Origin of the sequence: Brevundimonas sp. UBA6550 (genome assembly GCF_002434505.1) — a bacterium.
Taxonomy (GTDB): Bacteria; Pseudomonadota; Alphaproteobacteria; order Caulobacterales; family Caulobacteraceae; genus Brevundimonas.
The window spans coordinates 51941-66672 of sequence record NZ_DJKE01000012.1; the positions used below are offsets into that span (position 1 = coordinate 51941).

Sequence of the window (14732 nt, forward strand, 5' to 3'; positions counted from 1 at the left end):
GCGAAAGACGGCCCAGGCTCAGGATTTAGAAGGAGTAACGCAGGCCGACCTGGAAGCTGCGGGTCGGCAGATAGACTTCGGTTCCAGCGCCGTAGCGCGCGTTGTTGAAGCCGGTATCGAACGACTTGTAGTTGGTGAAGTTGAAGATGTTGATCGCGTCGGCGATGAACTCTACCCGCTGTCCGCCAAAGACATCGAAGCCCTTGGTCAGACGCAGATCGACTTGGCGGTAAGCGAAGTTGAAGCCAGGGAAGAAGGCACGCTTCTCGGGATTACCGGCATTCCAGCAGATGTTTGGACCGCCGGTCGGCGCGCTCGGGCAATCGTTGATATTGTACGGCAGCCCCGAACCCAGGGTGACGATGCCCGACAGCAGGAAGTCGGCGGGCAGACCCAGGGTGCCGGACGCCACGATGCGGTGACGCTCGTCCGTGGAAGACCGATACTTGGGCGACTGACCCGGGGTGTTGTAGTCGAAATCAAAGGCGCCGTAGCCATTGTCGCGGCTGCCGTTCTGCGTCGCGTCCATATAGGTGTAGGCGACGTTGAAGCCCCAACGATCCTCGGCGTTATACGGCTTGTCCGCAGTTAGATAGATCGCCTTGTAATCGCGTTCCTTGTCCGTGTTCTGGAAGAAGATCAGGTTGCGGAACTACGAGAAACCGACCGAACCTGGGGTCGGCCCGTTGAAGCGCCCGCCCGCCTCGGTGAGCGCATTGGCGATATACCACGCCGATTCACCCTCCGTATGGCCAGCGGCCAGCGTCAGCGCGGTCTGCCAGCGACCAAACTTCTGACGGATGCCGAGGTTGAACTGATCCGTGCGCGGGGGCTCGAAGTCATTCTTGACCAGGAAGATTTCGCCTGAACCGGGGCTGGCCGCCAGCAACGGATCGAGGCCAGCAGGTGTCAGATAGGATGTGTTCCAAGCCACAGTGTTGGTGAATGTCGGGTTGCCGGAACCATCTGTGCCTGTCTGGATCGGCGTCCCGTTTCGCGTGAAATAGATGGTTTTGTTGAACTGGAACGGCTTGAAACGTTCGTCGAAGGCGAAGTTGACGCCGATGCGGTCATAGTATCGACCCGCCCCGCCGAAGATTACGGTCTGTTCGTCACCGAACACATCGTACGAGAACCCGAAGCGCGGCTGGAACGCGCCCTTGAACGCCTTGCGATCACCGTTCGATATGTAGTCCGATGGGTTAAAGTAAGAAGGGAAGTCGTAACCCGGAAGATTCTGGATCGCCGACAGCATGTTGCGGATGGAATCCGGCGTGCGGTAATCGTTGTTGACCGCATTGTCCTCATAGTCCCAGCGAATGCCGAGGTTGAGTTCGAGCTTGTCCGTGATCTGCCAATCGTCCTGAATATAGAGCCCGATGACATTGTTATCGACATCCGCTGGAGGCACAGCCACGCCCAAATCCACGGCGACGGGGATTTCACGGCTACCGTTGATTTCTGGTCGTGCATCGACGTCGTATGTGAAAGTCGGATTGCGACCGAAATCCTTCTGCACAAAATAGTTCTGCATCGAATATTTCGCACCCATCTTGATGGTGTGCGTTCCCATCCAGGCCAGGTCTGGAATGGTCAGGTCGTTGCGTATCGTCGTGCTTTTCTGCTGCAGGAACTGGGCGTCGGCACGCCCCCCAGCGGTGAAGACGGTCGAGTTTCTGTTGTTGACGTTGTACTGGAAGCCGGGCTGGCCGGTCGGTCCTGTCGAGTTGTCGTTGAAGATCACATACTGACGACCATAGTCACCGCCATTAATAACCGACTGCTCGTAGCTCGACTTCAGATAGTCGATCGAGAACTCGTTCAGGAAATGCTGGCCCTGGAACTGATGACGCAGGTTGAAGGCCTGGGTCTCGCCATTGTTGCGGGCGGCGCGGCTGGGGGCGTTCTGGCCGCTGGCGCCGCGGATGTCCTCTTCCGTCTTGTATTCCGTGCTGAGTTCCAGCCGCTGACGGTCGTCGATCTGCCACGACAGCTTGCCGAAGAAGACGTCCTGCTCATACGGCGTGGACACCGTGCCCAGGTCGGCGGCGAAGAAGTCGTTGTATTCCGTGCGGTTCAGGAAGGACTGGGCGATGCGATCCTCGTCCTTGCGCTCATAGGCGCCGAAGAAGTGCAGGCGATCCTGAATGATCGGTCCGCCCAGGCTGGCGCCGTACTGCAAACGACGCACGGGGGCCTTTTCGGCGCCGCGACGACGAGAGATCTCGTCCTGCGCCACCCAGTCGGGATCCTGGTAGAAGACGAAGGCGTCGCCGTGGAACTCGTTGGTGCCCGACCGCGTCACGGCGGTGATGATGGCCGAACCAGCCTGCTCATACTCGGCCTTGAAGTTCTGGCTGATAACGCGGAACTCCTGCACCGCGCCCTGCGGGAAGGGGGTGCCGCGGCTGTCGTCCTGACCGGCCACGCCACCGTCGTTGATCAGCGACTTGCGGTTCTGGCCGTCGATGAAGACGTTGATCGCCTGGGCGGTCTGACCGCCGGCGGAAATCGTCCGCTCGGTGTCGTCTTCGGTCACGCGCAGGCCCGGAGCCAAGGCGGCGAAGTTGAGGAAGTTGCGGCTGATCTGCGGCAGGTTGTTGATCTGCTGCTGCGTCACATTGGTGGCGACTTCCGGCGTACGGACTTCGAACACGCGTCGGCCGGTGACGACGATGTCGCCCAGCTCAGTCGCGCCGGCCGTGGCCTGGCCGGTCGCAGCGGCGGCGACGTCCAGGTTCAGCGTTCCGACTTGGCCCAACGACAGGGTGACGGTCTGCTCCGCCGTCTGACCGTCAGCGCTGGTGACCTGGACGCGGTAGGTGCCGGGACGCAGGCCCGACAGGACATAACGCCCGTCGGCGCCGACGCGCGAACGGGTCGCATAGCCGGTCGACACCTCGGTCGCGACAACGGTGGCGCCCGCCTCGGCGGTCTGGCCATCATAGACGGAGCCCCGAAGCGTGGTGGTCGCGTTCTGAGCCGAGGCCCCTCCCGCGACGGCCATGCTCAAGGCCAGGGCCGAGGCGGCGGCCAGGGCCAGGTTGCGTGTGTTGAACTGGTTCATCCTGAGTTCTCCCCTTCCTTTGGGATCGGTTGGCGTCGGCATGACGTCCCTCACCCCTTGTTGAACCTGGCGGTCGGGACCGCCGCGGTGGATTGGCGTTCGACCAGGATCGGTCGGACGATTTCGCAGTTGGTGTCGGCGGCCTCGCCGGTCTGACCGGCGTGGACCAGGCCGATCAGGCGTTCGACGCCCCGGCGGCCGATCTCGGCGATGTTGACGCGCATGGTGGTCAGCGCGGGCCGCATCAGGGCGGCGATGGGCACGTCGTCGAAGCCGACGACGGCGATGTCTTCGGGACAGCGCACGCCGGCTTCCTGAAAGGCCAGAAGGGCGCCGACCGCCATCATGTCGTTGGCGGCGAAGACGGCGTCGGGCCGCTGGGGCATGGTCAGAAGCTGCGTCGCGGCGCGGTGGCCCGACGCCTGGGAGAAGTCGCCCTCCACGATGATCGGCGCCTGGTCGTCCAGGGCCGAGACATAGCCGGCGGCGCGGGTGTCGGCCTCGACGTTGGCGGCGGCGCCGCGAATGTGAGCGATGCGGCGCCGGCCGGTGGCGCGCAGATGCTGGACCGCCGCGACCGCGCCGCCGTGGTTGTCGATGACGATGGAGGCGCGCCCGGCCTCGGCCGTGCCGGCGTTCATCAGCAGGACCGGCATCCGCCCGGCGAACTCATTGGCCAGATTGGCGGCGCCGACGTGGGGCGACAGGACGATCATCCCGTCCACGCGGCCGCGCATGGAGCGGACGGCCGCCAGGGTGTCCTCGGCGCCGTCATGCGAGCTGGAGACGATCAGATGCTTGCCGTGCGCCCGCGCGGCCAGGTCCATGCCGCGGATCAGCTCCGAGAAGAACTCGCCGAACAGGTCGGGCAGGATGACGCCGATGGTGTCGTTCTTGCTGGTCGACAGGCTGCGGGCGCCGAAGTGCGGGACGTAGCGCAGATGCTCCACCGCATCGAGCACGCGCTGGCGGGTCGCGTCCGATGTCACGCCCAGGCCGTTCAGCACGCGGGAGACGGACGCCACCGACACCTGGGCGCGTTCGGCCACGTCGCGCATGGTGGCGGCCTTGGCGAAAGGCGAATCCTCCTGCCCGGCGGTCGACGCGGCGGTCGGTGCGGCCATGTCCAATCGATCGTCTCCCTGGATTCCCATCGTGCCGGCTTCTTATCGAAGTTCCGTCGATATAGAATGTAAGCGGTTACATGACACAGGAGTAATGACCGCCGCAAGCGTTGGAAGGTCGCATTTCCGTCAATTTTCGGCGCGTGTGGCTTTGTCGGCGCTATCGACGACACGTCCGACCAAAACGCGCCGCTTGAAAATATCCTTCATTTTCATCGACTAATCGTATCCACCCGTGGCGGATCACGACTGATCGTCATCCGATGTCGAGCCGCGTCGATGCCTCGCCCGCCCTGAAACGCAAAAGGCCCGCGACGCGGCGGCGTTGCGGGCCTCTCGACTTGCGGTTTGCAACCGAATCGAAGGGTCTTCAGGCGGCGTCCAGGTCCGCCAGTCGCCCTCTCAGCATCTGCAACATGGCCGAGAAGTCGCGCCCCCCGTGCCCGATGCCCTCGAACAGGGCGTAGAGCGCCTCGGCCTGGGCGCCCAGCGGCGTGGTGGCGCCGGATTTGGCCGCCGCATCCTGGGCCAGTTTCAGGTCCTTCAGCATCATGGCCGTGGCGAACCCGCCCTGATAGTCGCGGTTGGAGGGGGCGGTCGGCACCGGACCGGGCCAGGGATAATAGCTGGTCACGCTCCAGCACTGGCCCGACGACTTGGACGCGATCTCGAAGAAGCGCTCCGGGTCCAGGCCCAGTTTTTCGGCCAGGGCGATGGCTTCGCACGTGCCCAGCATGGAGATGCCCAGCAGCATGTTGTTGCAGATCTTGGCCGCCTGCCCCGCGCCATGATCGCCGGCGCGAATGGTGATGCGGCTCATCGGCTCCAGCGCCGCCTCGACGCGCGCGAAATCGCCCTCGTCGCAGCCGACCATGAAGGCCAGGGTCCCCGCATCCGCCGCCGCCGTGCCGCCTGACACAGGGGCGTCGGCGAAGGCGTAGCCAGCGTCCTCGGCGAGGTTCGCGACATTGCGCGCCGTTTCGACGTCGATGGTCGAACAGTCCAGCAGCAGGGCGGTGGACGGCGCCGCGCCTATGATCTGTTCCGAATAGACGGATCGCACATGTGGACCGGCAGGCAGCATGGTGATGACCACCTCGGCGTCCTTGACCGCCTCGGCAACCGATCCGACGGGGGTGCAGCCCTGAGACGCCGCCCGCTCCAGCGCGCTGGGCGACAGGTCGAAGGCGGCGACCGCGTGGCCCGCCTTGGCCTGATTGGCCGCCATGCCGCCGCCCATATTGCCCAGGCCGATGAAGGCGATCTTGGTCATGGTCTCTCTCCCTTTTTCTTCCGCTCATCCCCGCGAAAGCGGGGACCCAGCCTTTTCACGACAGCGGCGTCCATTTCTCGTTGTCGGCCAAGGGCGCGAACAGCGCATCCAGCGTCGCGTCGGTAACGCCCGACAGGTCCGCCGGGGACCATTTCGGCGCATTGTCCTTGTCCACGATCACGGCCCGCACGCCTTCCTGGAAGTCGTGGGTGGCGCCGATCCGGCCGCTGACGGCATATTCGACGGCCATGTTGTCGTCGAAGGACACGGCTTTCGCCCCTTCGCGGATGTGGCGCAGCGTGACCTTCAGCGAGGTCGGCGACTTGGTCTTCAGCGTCGCCCGTTGCGCCGTCGCCCAGTCCGATCCGTCGGCTTCGAGCGCCGCGAAAATCTCCTCCACTGTGTCGAAGGCGAACAGCCGGTCGATGGCCTCGCGGTGGGGAGCCAGCGGCGCCGCTCCCGCGTCCTTCGCGTGGCGTGCGGCGACCGACGCCGGATCGGCGGGATCGGCCAGCAGGTCGGTCTTCAGCGCCTCGACGCCCTCTGACGGCACGAAATGGGTGTGGATGCCCAGGGCCACGGTGTCAGCCGCCTTCAGCCGCGCGCCGGTCAGGCCGATCCAGACGCCGGTCTGGCCCGGCAGGCGCGGCAGGAACCAGCCGCCCCCGACCTCTGGATACAGGCCGATGCCCGTCTCCGGCATGGCGTAGGTGGTGCGTTCGGTGGCGATGCGGACATCCGCCGGTTCGGAAATCCCGACCCCGCCGCCCATGACGATGCCGTCCACAATGGCGGTGATCGGCTTGGGATAGCCGAACATCAGGGCGTTCAGCTGATATTCCGCCTTGAAGAAGGCCCGCGCATCCACACCGTCGCCCGCGCCGCTTTCGGCGATCATGCGGATGTCGCCGCCCGCGCAGAACCCGCGCTCGCCCGTATGATCGACCAGCACGGAGCGCACGGCCGCGTCGTCGCGCCAGCTCAGCAGGGTCGCGATCATCGTTTCGCACATCGCCCGGTTCAGGGCGTGGATCGCCCTGGGCCGGTTCAGGGTGATGCGGCCGACGCCGTTCTCGATGCGTGTGATGATCTCGGCGTCGCTCACTTGGCCATCTCCCGCGCGATGATCACGCGCATGATCTCGTTCGTGCCTTCCAGGATGCGGTGGACCCGCAGGTCGCGCACGATCCGTTCCAGCGGATAGTCCTTCAGATAGCCATATCCGCCGTGCAGTTGCAGGGCCTCGTCGGCGATCTGGAAACAGGCGTCGGTGGCCAGCCGCTTGGCCATGGCGCACCATTTGGTCTTTTCCGGGTGGTCGTTGTCGATGGCCCAGGCGCCGCGCAGCACCATCAGACGCGCCGCCTCCAGATCCGTCGCCATGTCGGCCAGACGGAACTGCAGCGCCTGAAACTCGGCCAGCGGTTTGCCGAACTGTTTGCGCGTGGCGACGTAGGCTTGCGCCGTCTCCAGCGCCAGCCGCGCCCCGCCCAGCGAACAGGCGGCGATGTTCAGCCGCCCGCCGTCCAGACCGGCCATGGCGTAGCGGAAGCCCGCCCCCTCTTCGCCCAGCAGATTGGCGACCGGCACGCGACAGTCGTCGAACTGGACGATGGCGGTCGGCTGGGCGTTCCAGCCCATCTTCTTTTCCTGCGCGCCGAACGACAGGCCGGGCGTCCCGGCCTCGACCACGATGGCGCTGACGCCTTTCGGGCCCTCGCCGCCCGTACGGACCATGACGACATAGACGTCCGATGTGCCCGCGCCGGAGATGAAGGCCTTTGAGCCGTTCAGCACATAGTGGTCGCCGTCCCGCACCGCCGTGGTCCGCAGCGCCGCCGCGTCGGAGCCCGAGCCCGGCTCGGTCAGGCAATAGGAGGCGATACTGTCCATCGTCACCAGCGAGGGCACGAACCGTCCCCGCAGATCGTCCGACCCGAAACGGTCGATCATGGACGTCGCCATATTGTGGATCGAGATGAAGGCCGCCGTCGCCACGTCACCGCGCGACAACTCCTCGAAGATCAGGGCGGCCTCGACCCGTCCCAGGGCCATGCCGCCGTGTTCCTCGCCCGTGTAGATGCCGCAGAAGCCCATCTCGGCGGCCTGTTTCATCACATCGACGGGGAAATGCTTATCCTCGTCCCAGCGGGCCGAGTGCGGGGCCAGCTCGGCGTCGGCGAAGGCGCGCGCCGCGTCCTGAATGGCGCGTTGGTCGTCGGTAAGGGCGAAATCCATAGCCACCTCAACTCGTCATCTTGGGCCTTGCGCCCAGGATCCATAAACTCAGACGTCTGGGCTCTGCCACGAACACCGGGCGTCTGGACCCTCGCCACAGGGGCGAGGGTGACGGATCGTATTTGGATCAGCGCATCGTCGGAATGACGAACGACGAATCCGAATGCTCCAGCGCCGAGTCCGGCCAGCGGGCGGTGACCGTCTTGGTCTTGGTCCAGAAGCGGACGCCCTCCATGCCGTGCTGGTTGATGTCGCCGAAGGCCGACCGCTTCCAGCCGCCGAAGGTGTGATAGGCGACCGGCACCGGGATCGGCACATTGATCCCCACCATGCCGACATTGACGCGGGCGGCGAAGTCGCGCGCCGCGCGGCCGTTCTGGGTGAAGATGGCGACGCCGTTGCCGTATTGGTGGTTCGACGGCAGGGCCAGCGCCTCCTCGAACGTCTCGGCGCGGACGATCTGCAGGACGGGACCGAAGATTTCCTCCTGATAGGACGACATCTCGGGCTTCACATGGTCGAACAGCGACGGGCCGATGAAATAGCCCTTCTCGTGTCCCTGCAGGCTGAAGTCGCGGCCGTCTACGACCAGTTCGGCGCCTTCCTGGACGCCCTTCTCGATCCAGCCGGCGATGCGATCACGGTGCTGGGCGGTGACGACGGGGCCGTAGTGGGCGCCCGCATCGGTCGAGACGCCGACCCGCATCGACGGGATCTCGGCGACCATCCGCTCGCGCAGTTCGTCCGCCGTCTTCTTGCCGACCGGCACCACGACCGGCAGGGCCATGCAGCGTTCGCCCGCCGAGCCATAGGCCGCGCCCGCCAGATCCTTGATGACCTGATCCATGTCGGCGTCGGGCAGGACGATGCCGTGGTTCTTGGCCCCGCCCATGGCCTGGACGCGCTTATGGTTGGCCGCGCCGGTCTGATAGACATAGTGGGCGATGTCGGACGAGCCGACGAAGCTGACGGCGTGGACCAGCGGGTGGGTCAGGATGGCGTCCACCGCCGTCTTGTCGCCATGCACCACGTTCAACACGCCATTGGGCGCCCCGGCCTCCAGCATCAGTTCGGCCAGACGCACCGGCACCGACGGATCACGCTCGGACGGCTTCAGCACGAAGGTGTTGCCCACCGCGATGGCCACGCCGAACATCCACATCGGGATCATGGCCGGGAAGTTGAACGGGGTGATGCCCGCCACCACGCCCAGCGGCTGGCGCATCGAATAGACGTCGATGCCGGGCCCGGCGCCATAGGTGTATTCGCCCTTCAAGGCGTGAGGGATGCCGCAGGCGAACTCGATCACCTCCAGACCACGCTGGATGTCGCCCTTGGAGTCGGCGATGACCTTGCCGTGTTCGCTGGACAGCAGTTCGGCCAGTTCGTCCATGTTCGCCTCGACCAGGCGCTTGAACTCGAACATGACGCGGGCGCGGCGCTGCGGATTGGTCGAGGACCAGCCGTCGAAGGCGTTCTGCGCCGCCTGAACCGCGCGATCGACCTCGCCGGTCGTGGCCAGTTGCACGCGGGCCTGAACCTCGCCCGTGTTGGGATCGAAGACGTCGGCGAAACGGCCGGACGCGCCGTCAAAGGCCGCGCCGTCGATGAAATGGCGGATGTCGCGCATGGCCTGCAGATCTCCCGTGATCGTTATTCTTGTGTCGCCCTTGCTAGCATCGCCTCGCCCCGCTCGATAATGCGAAGTTGCAGGAACCGATCTGCATTTTTGCATGAGTAAGGACGATGTTCGACTGGGACGATCTGCGCATCTTCGTCGCGGCCGCCCGCGCGGGGTCGCTGGGCGGCGCGGCGCAGCGGTTGGGCGTGGACGCCGCGACCGTGGGCCGCCGGGTCGCCCGGCTGGAGAGCGCGCTGAAGTCGACACTGGTGGTGCGCTCCACCACCGGCCTGCATCTGACGGCGGCGGGCGCCCAGCTTCTGGACATCGGGTTGGAGGCCGAGGGCGCGATGGAGGCGGTGGCGCGCGTCACCCAGCCCGACACCCTGGCCGGCGTCGTGCGCATCAGCGCCTCCGAAGGGTTCGGCGTCACCCTGATGGCCCCTGCCCTGGCCGCCCTGCGGCGCGCCAGTCCCGGGCTTCGGATCGAACTGGCCGCCAACGCCGGCTTCCTGTCGCCCAGCCGACGCGAGGTTGACATGGCCATCACCCTGGCGGCGCCCGATGCGGCGCGGCTGATCGTGGAGCCGCTGACGCCTTATCAACTGGCGCTATACGCCGCGCCCGACTATGTGGCCCGCCATGGCGCGCCGGATACGGTCGAGGCCCTGAGCGGCTTCGACATCGTCGGCTATATCGACGACCTGATCTATGCGCCCGAGCTTCGCTATCTGGACGAGATCCGGCCCGGCCTGACGCCGCATCTGGCGTCGTCCTCGATCCGCGCGCAGCGAGAGATCATAGCCGCCGGCGGGGGCATCGGCGTCCTGCCCTGTTTCATGGCCACGGGTCTTCGCCGCGTCCTGCCCGAAATCCTGATCGAGCGGCGGTTCTGGCTGGCGACCCACCGCGAGGTTCACGACACCGCACGGCTGCGCACGGTGCGAACCTGGCTGAAAGCCCTGTGCGCCGAGCGTCGCGACGGTCTGCGGCCTTTTCCGACGCCCGTGGCCTGACGCAGCCTGTGCCGCGAACGACACGACCCGAACACAGTTCATCGGGCGATGGAACATCGGGCGCGGTCAAATCTTAATAGGGCGTAAGCGAGACACGCCATGACCCTGATCCTAGGCCTGACCCTGATGACCACCCTGCTCGGCGCCCCCGCCGACGCCCTCCCGCGCGAGCGCGCCGACTTCAGGCCGGCGCAGGTGCAAAAGGCGTCGGTCGCGCCACAGGACCGTTTCAGCGTGCGTCTTCGCTGCACCGCCCTGGCGTCCGGCCATGTCACCGACTGCGTGGTTCTGGAAGAGACCAAGCCCGGCTACGGTTTCGGCGAGGCGGCCTTGGCCCTGATGAACGATGCGCAGGTCACCCCGATCACCGAGCAGGGTCGCGCGGTCGATGCGCCGTTCGAGCGCACTATCGACTTCACGCCGTAAGCGGTCGCTCGAACGCCTTCAGGATTGGGCACGGCCCCTCCTCATTGCGCGCGCAGTCCGACGCCAGGCGCTGAAGCGCGGCCCGCGCCGCCTGCATGTCCGCGATCTGACGATCCAGCTCCGCGATGCGCGTTTTCGCCATGGCCCGGACCGTGGTTCGGTCCGTTCCCGAATCCAGCGTCAGCAGTTCGCCGATCTGCGCCAGGGTGAACCCCGCCGTCTGGGCCTGGCGGATGAAACGCAGCCGGTCCGCATCGGCCGGGCCATAGCGCCGCGTCGTCCCCTCGCCGGCCGAGGTCTCCAGCAGACCGCGCCGCTGATAATAGCGGATCGTCTCCACCCCGACCGCCCCAGCCTTGGCCAGTCCGCCGATCGTCATCGCCATCGCTTGACTCCGTACCATGGTACAGACCCTACAGAGGGTGCAGCCCGTTGTCAGCCCGTCTGGATCTTCGATGCCGCACCCCGAGAAGACCGCCACCCTGTATCGAATGGTCATGCCGGACCACGTCTGCCCGTATGGGCGGAAATCGCTGTGGTTGCTGAAGCGGAAGGGTTACTGGGTCGACGATCGTCACTTGACGACGCGCGCCGAGACTGACGCCTTCAAGGCCCAGCACGACGTCAGGACCACGCCCCAGACCTTCATCGACGGACGGCGCATCGGCGGGCATGACGATCTGCGCCGCTTCTTCGGACAAAGCGGCCCCGCGTCGGGCCAGACCAGCTATACGCCCGTACTGGCCGTATTCGCCGTCGCCCTGCTGATCGCCGCCGCCATCGCCTGGCTGCGGTTCGGGACCCTGGCCAGCGCGTCGATCCTGCCCGACTTCATCGCGACGGCCATGTGCCTGCTGGCCATGCTGAAGCTGCAGGATGTCGAGAAATTCTCGACCATGTTTCTGAACTACGACCTTCTGGCGCAGAAATGGCCGGGCTACGGCTATGTCTATCCGTTCGCGGAACTGGGCGCGGGCGTCCTGATGCTGGCCGGCGCCTTGACCTGGCTGTCGGCGCCGGTCGCCCTGATCATCGGCGGCGTGGGCGCCGTCTCGGTGTTCAAGGCCGTCTATGTCGACAAGCGCGAGCTGAAATGCGCCTGCGTCGGCGGGGCGTCCAACGTGCCGCTGGGCTTCGTCAGCCTGACCGAGAACCTGATGATGATCGCAATGGCGACCGCCATGCTGGTCATGGCCGTCTGACGCGCGACCGAGGACGGACGAACGCATGACCCACTTCCCCCTCGACCGTCGCAGCCTGTTGCGGGGCGCTGCGGCCGGCGGCGGCCTGATGGCGTTGCAGGCCGCCCTGCCCGCCTGGGCCCGGACCGGATCGCCCGGCTTGCCGACCCTGACGGGTCCGAACATCGACCTGACCGTGGGCCATTCGCCGTTCACCGTGGGCGGACGCACGGGCCATGCGGTGACCGTCAACGGAACCCTGCCCGCGCCGCTGATCCGCCTGCGCGAAGGCCAGAACGCGCGGCTGACCGTGACCAACACCCTGGACGAAGACACCTCCATCCACTGGCACGGCCTGTTGCTGCCCTTCCAGATGGACGGGGTGCCGGGCGTCAGCTTTCCCGGCATCAAGGCGGGCGAGACCTTCGTCTATGAGTTTCCGGTCATCCAGTCTGGCACCTATTGGTACCACAGCCATTCCAACCTCCAGGAGGCGATGGGCCATTACGGCCCCCTGGTCATCGACCCGGCCGGCGCCGATCCAGTGGCCTATGACCGCGAGCATGTGCTGGTCCTGTCGGACTGGAGCTTCCTGCATCCGCACCAGATCCTGGACAGGCTGAAGAAGAGCCCCGGCTATTTCAACCGCCAGCGCACCACCCTGGCCGGCCTGATCGACGGGTCGGACCGGATGGGCCTCGAGGAGCGGCGGATGTGGGGGGCGATGCGGATGGACCCGCGCGATATCCTGGACGTCAACGGCTCAACCTACACCTATCTGGTCAACGGCCATGGGCCTGAGGAGAACTGGACCGGCCTGTTCCGGCCCGGCGAGCGGGTGCGCCTACGCATCATCAACGCCTCGGCCATGTCGATCTTCAACGTCCGCATTCCCGGCCTGGCCATGACCGTGGTCAACGCCGACGGCGAGAACGTGCGCCCGGTCGAGACCGACGAGTTCCAGATTTCGGTGGCCGAAACCTATGACGTCGTGGTTCGCCCGACCGCGGACCGGGCCTACACCATCGTGTCCGAGGCCATCGACCGATCCGGCATGGGCCGCGCCACCCTGGCGCCCCGCCTGGGCATGACGGCCGAGATTCCGCCGCTGAGACCTGTTCCGAACCTGACCATGCGCGACATGGGCATGGGGGGCATGGGCAGCATGGACCACGGCGCGATGGATCATGGATCGATGGATCATGGCGGCATGTCCATGCGCGATCCGTCCAAGGCGCCGCCGGGCATGGCGGTGGGCGTCGGCGTGGACATGATCTCGCCTGCCCCCGCCGACCGGCTGGGCGAACGGCCGCTGGGGCTTCAGGACGCGCCGCACCGGGTGCTGGTCTATACCGACCTGGTCTCGCTTAACCCCAACAAGGATCGCCGCCCGCCGTCGCGCAGCCTGGAAATCCACCTGACCGGAAATATGGAGCGGTTCATGTGGGGCTTCGACGGGCGCAAATTCTCCGAACTGGTCGAGCCCATCCGGTTCGAGCGCAACGAGCGGGTGCGCGTGACCCTGGTCAACGACACCATGATGTCCCACCCCATCCATCTGCACGGCCATTTCTTCGAACTGGTCACGGGCGGGCCGGCCGGTCGTCAGCCGTTGAAGCACACGGTCAATGTCGCGCCGGGATCGAAGGTCACCTTCGATCTGACCGCCGATGCGCCAGGCGACTGGGCCTTCCACTGTCACCTGCTGATGCACATGCACGCCGGCATGTTCAACGTCGTGACCGTGCGCCCGCTGGACGGAGGCGCCGCATGAGCCGCCTTTTCCTGACCCTGACGCCCCTGCTGCTGGCCGCCGGCGCCGCCCAGGCCCAGTCCGTCGATTCCCACGCCGGCCATCATCAGGCGCAGCCGGCCACAGCCCCGACCGTCGATCCTCATGCTGGACACGACGGGGGCAAGATGGACGCTCAGACGGCTGACCCGCACGCCGGCCATGACAGGGGCGCAATGGGCGCGCCGGCCGATCCCCACGCCGGTCACGACATGAGCGGCATGAGCATGGCCGCGCCGAACGCCCCGCCCCCCTCCGCAGCCCTCTCCAGCCCCGCCCATGCCGCCGACACCGTCTTCGACGCCCAGGCCATGGCCGCCTCGCGGCGCCTGCTGATCGCAGAGAACGGCGACGTTCGCACGACCGGCGTCGTCATCGACCGGCTTGAGGCCGGCTTTGGCGACGGCCCCGACGCCTATCTGTGGGACGCCCAGGGCTGGACCGGCGGCGACATTCATCGCTTCTGGTGGAAGACCGAGGGCGAAGGCGACCTGCACGGACGTCTGCACGAGGCGGAAATCCAGGCCCTCTACAGCCGCGCCATCTCGCCCTTCTGGAACCTGCAGGCGGGCGTGCGCCAGGATATTCGCCCCGATGGACCGGATACGACCCACGCCGTCCTGGGCCTGCAGGGACTGGCGCCCCATTGGTGGGAGATCGACGCCGCCGCCTTCCTGTCCACCAGGGGCGACCTGACCGCCAAGGTCGAGGCCGAATACGACCAGCGCATCACCCAGCGGCTGATCCTGCAGCCGCGCGTCGAGGCCGCTGTGTCCGCCCGCGACGCGCCGGAACTGGATCTTGGTTCGGGCCTGTCGTCGATCCAGGCGGGCCTGCGTCTTCGCTACGAGTTCACACGCGAGTTCGCCCCCTACGTCGGGGTCGAATGGACCCGCGCCCTGGGATCGACCGCCGACCTGATCGCGGCGCAGGGCGACGACCCGGACAAGACCCAGGTCGTCGTGGGCCTGAAGGCCTGGTTCTGAACGGCCGG

The 14732-nt window shown here is 66.3% G+C and carries 13 protein-coding genes; 5 read left to right on the forward strand and 8 right to left on the reverse strand.

Going from position 1 to position 14732, the window contains the following annotated elements:
- Nucleotides 1-25: 25 nt before the first annotated feature.
- The 7 genes from B3Z70_RS13565 to B3Z70_RS13595 form a co-directional block, all read right to left on the reverse strand.
- Nucleotides 26-529, reverse strand: coding sequence for a hypothetical protein (locus B3Z70_RS13565; RefSeq protein ID WP_292024626.1), 504 nt, complete (start codon nt 527-529; stop codon nt 26-28).
- 123 nt (nt 530-652) lie between these two features.
- Nucleotides 653-3067, reverse strand: coding sequence for a TonB-dependent receptor (locus B3Z70_RS13570; RefSeq protein WP_292045769.1), 2415 nt, complete (start codon nt 3065-3067; stop codon nt 653-655).
- A 50-nt stretch (nt 3068-3117) separates the two neighbouring features.
- Nucleotides 3118-4191 carry a LacI family DNA-binding transcriptional regulator gene (locus B3Z70_RS13575; protein WP_292024621.1) on the reverse strand — a complete coding sequence of 358 codons (1074 nt, stop codon included), beginning with the start codon at nt 4189-4191 and terminating at the stop codon, nt 3118-3120.
- A 370-nt stretch (nt 4192-4561) separates the two neighbouring features.
- A complete protein-coding gene (mmsB, locus tag B3Z70_RS13580; protein ID WP_292024619.1) occupies nt 4562-5464 on the reverse strand; it encodes a 3-hydroxyisobutyrate dehydrogenase in 903 nt (300 codons plus the stop codon).
- A gap of 55 nt (nt 5465-5519) precedes the next feature.
- Nucleotides 5520-6569: an enoyl-CoA hydratase/isomerase family protein gene (locus tag B3Z70_RS13585; protein WP_292024617.1), complete on the reverse strand. Its 1050-nt coding sequence runs from the start codon at nt 6567-6569 to the stop codon at nt 5520-5522.
- On the reverse strand, nt 6566-7708 hold the full coding sequence (locus tag B3Z70_RS13590) for an isobutyryl-CoA dehydrogenase (RefSeq protein ID WP_292024615.1): 1143 nt from the start codon (nt 7706-7708) through the stop codon (nt 6566-6568). The genes B3Z70_RS13585 and B3Z70_RS13590 overlap by 4 nt, the downstream gene beginning before the upstream one ends.
- A gap of 121 nt (nt 7709-7829) precedes the next feature.
- The gene (locus B3Z70_RS13595; RefSeq protein WP_292024613.1) at nt 7830-9332 is read right to left on the reverse strand and encodes a CoA-acylating methylmalonate-semialdehyde dehydrogenase; all 1503 of its coding nucleotides are present in this window, start codon (nt 9330-9332) and stop codon (nt 7830-7832) included.
- Between the two features lie 116 nt (nt 9333-9448).
- Here B3Z70_RS13595 and B3Z70_RS13600 point away from each other — a divergent pair, with 116 nt between their 5' ends.
- Nucleotides 9449-10339: a LysR family transcriptional regulator gene (locus B3Z70_RS13600; protein ID WP_292045770.1), complete on the forward strand. Its 891-nt coding sequence runs from the start codon at nt 9449-9451 to the stop codon at nt 10337-10339.
- Nucleotides 10340-10438: 99 nt separating this feature from the next.
- A complete protein-coding gene (locus tag B3Z70_RS13605; RefSeq protein WP_292022404.1) occupies nt 10439-10765 on the forward strand; it encodes an energy transducer TonB family protein in 327 nt (108 codons plus the stop codon).
- On the opposite strand, the gene B3Z70_RS13610 is transcribed toward B3Z70_RS13605, so the two are convergent.
- Nucleotides 10755-11150: a MerR family DNA-binding protein gene (locus B3Z70_RS13610; protein WP_292022401.1), complete on the reverse strand. Its 396-nt coding sequence runs from the start codon at nt 11148-11150 to the stop codon at nt 10755-10757. The two genes, B3Z70_RS13605 and B3Z70_RS13610, sit on opposite strands and share 11 nt — an antisense overlap.
- Before the next feature lie 70 nt (nt 11151-11220).
- Here B3Z70_RS13610 and B3Z70_RS13615 point away from each other — a divergent pair, with 70 nt between their 5' ends.
- Genes B3Z70_RS13615 through B3Z70_RS13625 form a run of 3 tightly spaced genes read left to right on the forward strand, consistent with a single transcriptional unit; the run spans nt 11221 to nt 14724 of the window.
- Complete coding sequence (locus B3Z70_RS13615; protein ID WP_292022399.1) at nt 11221-11967, forward strand: glutaredoxin; 747 nt, start codon at nt 11221-11223, stop codon at nt 11965-11967.
- A gap of 25 nt (nt 11968-11992) precedes the next feature.
- Entirely contained in the window at nt 11993-13720 is a 1728-nt protein-coding gene (locus tag B3Z70_RS13620) for a copper resistance system multicopper oxidase (RefSeq protein ID WP_292022397.1), read from the forward strand.
- Complete coding sequence (locus tag B3Z70_RS13625) at nt 13717-14724, forward strand: copper resistance protein B (RefSeq protein ID WP_292022395.1); 1008 nt, start codon at nt 13717-13719, stop codon at nt 14722-14724. Before B3Z70_RS13620 ends, B3Z70_RS13625 begins: the two co-directional genes overlap by 4 nt.
- Nucleotides 14725-14732 lie beyond the last annotated feature (8 nt).

What these genes read in the sequence shown, in the direction of transcription:
- B3Z70_RS13595 (WP_292024613.1), bottom strand. Translation starts at nt 9,332, where the DNA reads ATGCGCGACATCCGCCATTTCATCGACGGCGCGGCCTTTGACGGCGCG.
- B3Z70_RS13600 (WP_292045770.1), top strand. Translation starts at nt 9,449, where the DNA reads ATGTTCGACTGGGACGATCTGCGCATCTTCGTCGCGGCCGCCCGCGCG.
- mmsB (WP_292024619.1), bottom strand. Translation starts at nt 5,464, where the DNA reads ATGACCAAGATCGCCTTCATCGGCCTGGGCAATATGGGCGGCGGCATG.
- B3Z70_RS13565 (WP_292024626.1), bottom strand. Translation starts at nt 529, where the DNA reads ATGGACGCGACGCAGAACGGCAGCCGCGACAATGGCTACGGCGCCTTT.
- B3Z70_RS13575 (WP_292024621.1), bottom strand. Translation starts at nt 4,191, where the DNA reads ATGGCCGCACCGACCGCCGCGTCGACCGCCGGGCAGGAGGATTCGCCT.
- B3Z70_RS13625 (WP_292022395.1), top strand. Translation starts at nt 13,717, where the DNA reads ATGAGCCGCCTTTTCCTGACCCTGACGCCCCTGCTGCTGGCCGCCGGC.
- B3Z70_RS13620 (WP_292022397.1), top strand. Translation starts at nt 11,993, where the DNA reads ATGACCCACTTCCCCCTCGACCGTCGCAGCCTGTTGCGGGGCGCTGCG.
- B3Z70_RS13570 (WP_292045769.1), bottom strand. Translation starts at nt 3,067, where the DNA reads ATGAACCAGTTCAACACACGCAACCTGGCCCTGGCCGCCGCCTCGGCC.
- B3Z70_RS13615 (WP_292022399.1), top strand. Translation starts at nt 11,221, where the DNA reads ATGCCGCACCCCGAGAAGACCGCCACCCTGTATCGAATGGTCATGCCG.
- B3Z70_RS13605 (WP_292022404.1), top strand. Translation starts at nt 10,439, where the DNA reads ATGACCCTGATCCTAGGCCTGACCCTGATGACCACCCTGCTCGGCGCC.
- B3Z70_RS13610 (WP_292022401.1), bottom strand. Translation starts at nt 11,150, where the DNA reads ATGGCGATGACGATCGGCGGACTGGCCAAGGCTGGGGCGGTCGGGGTG.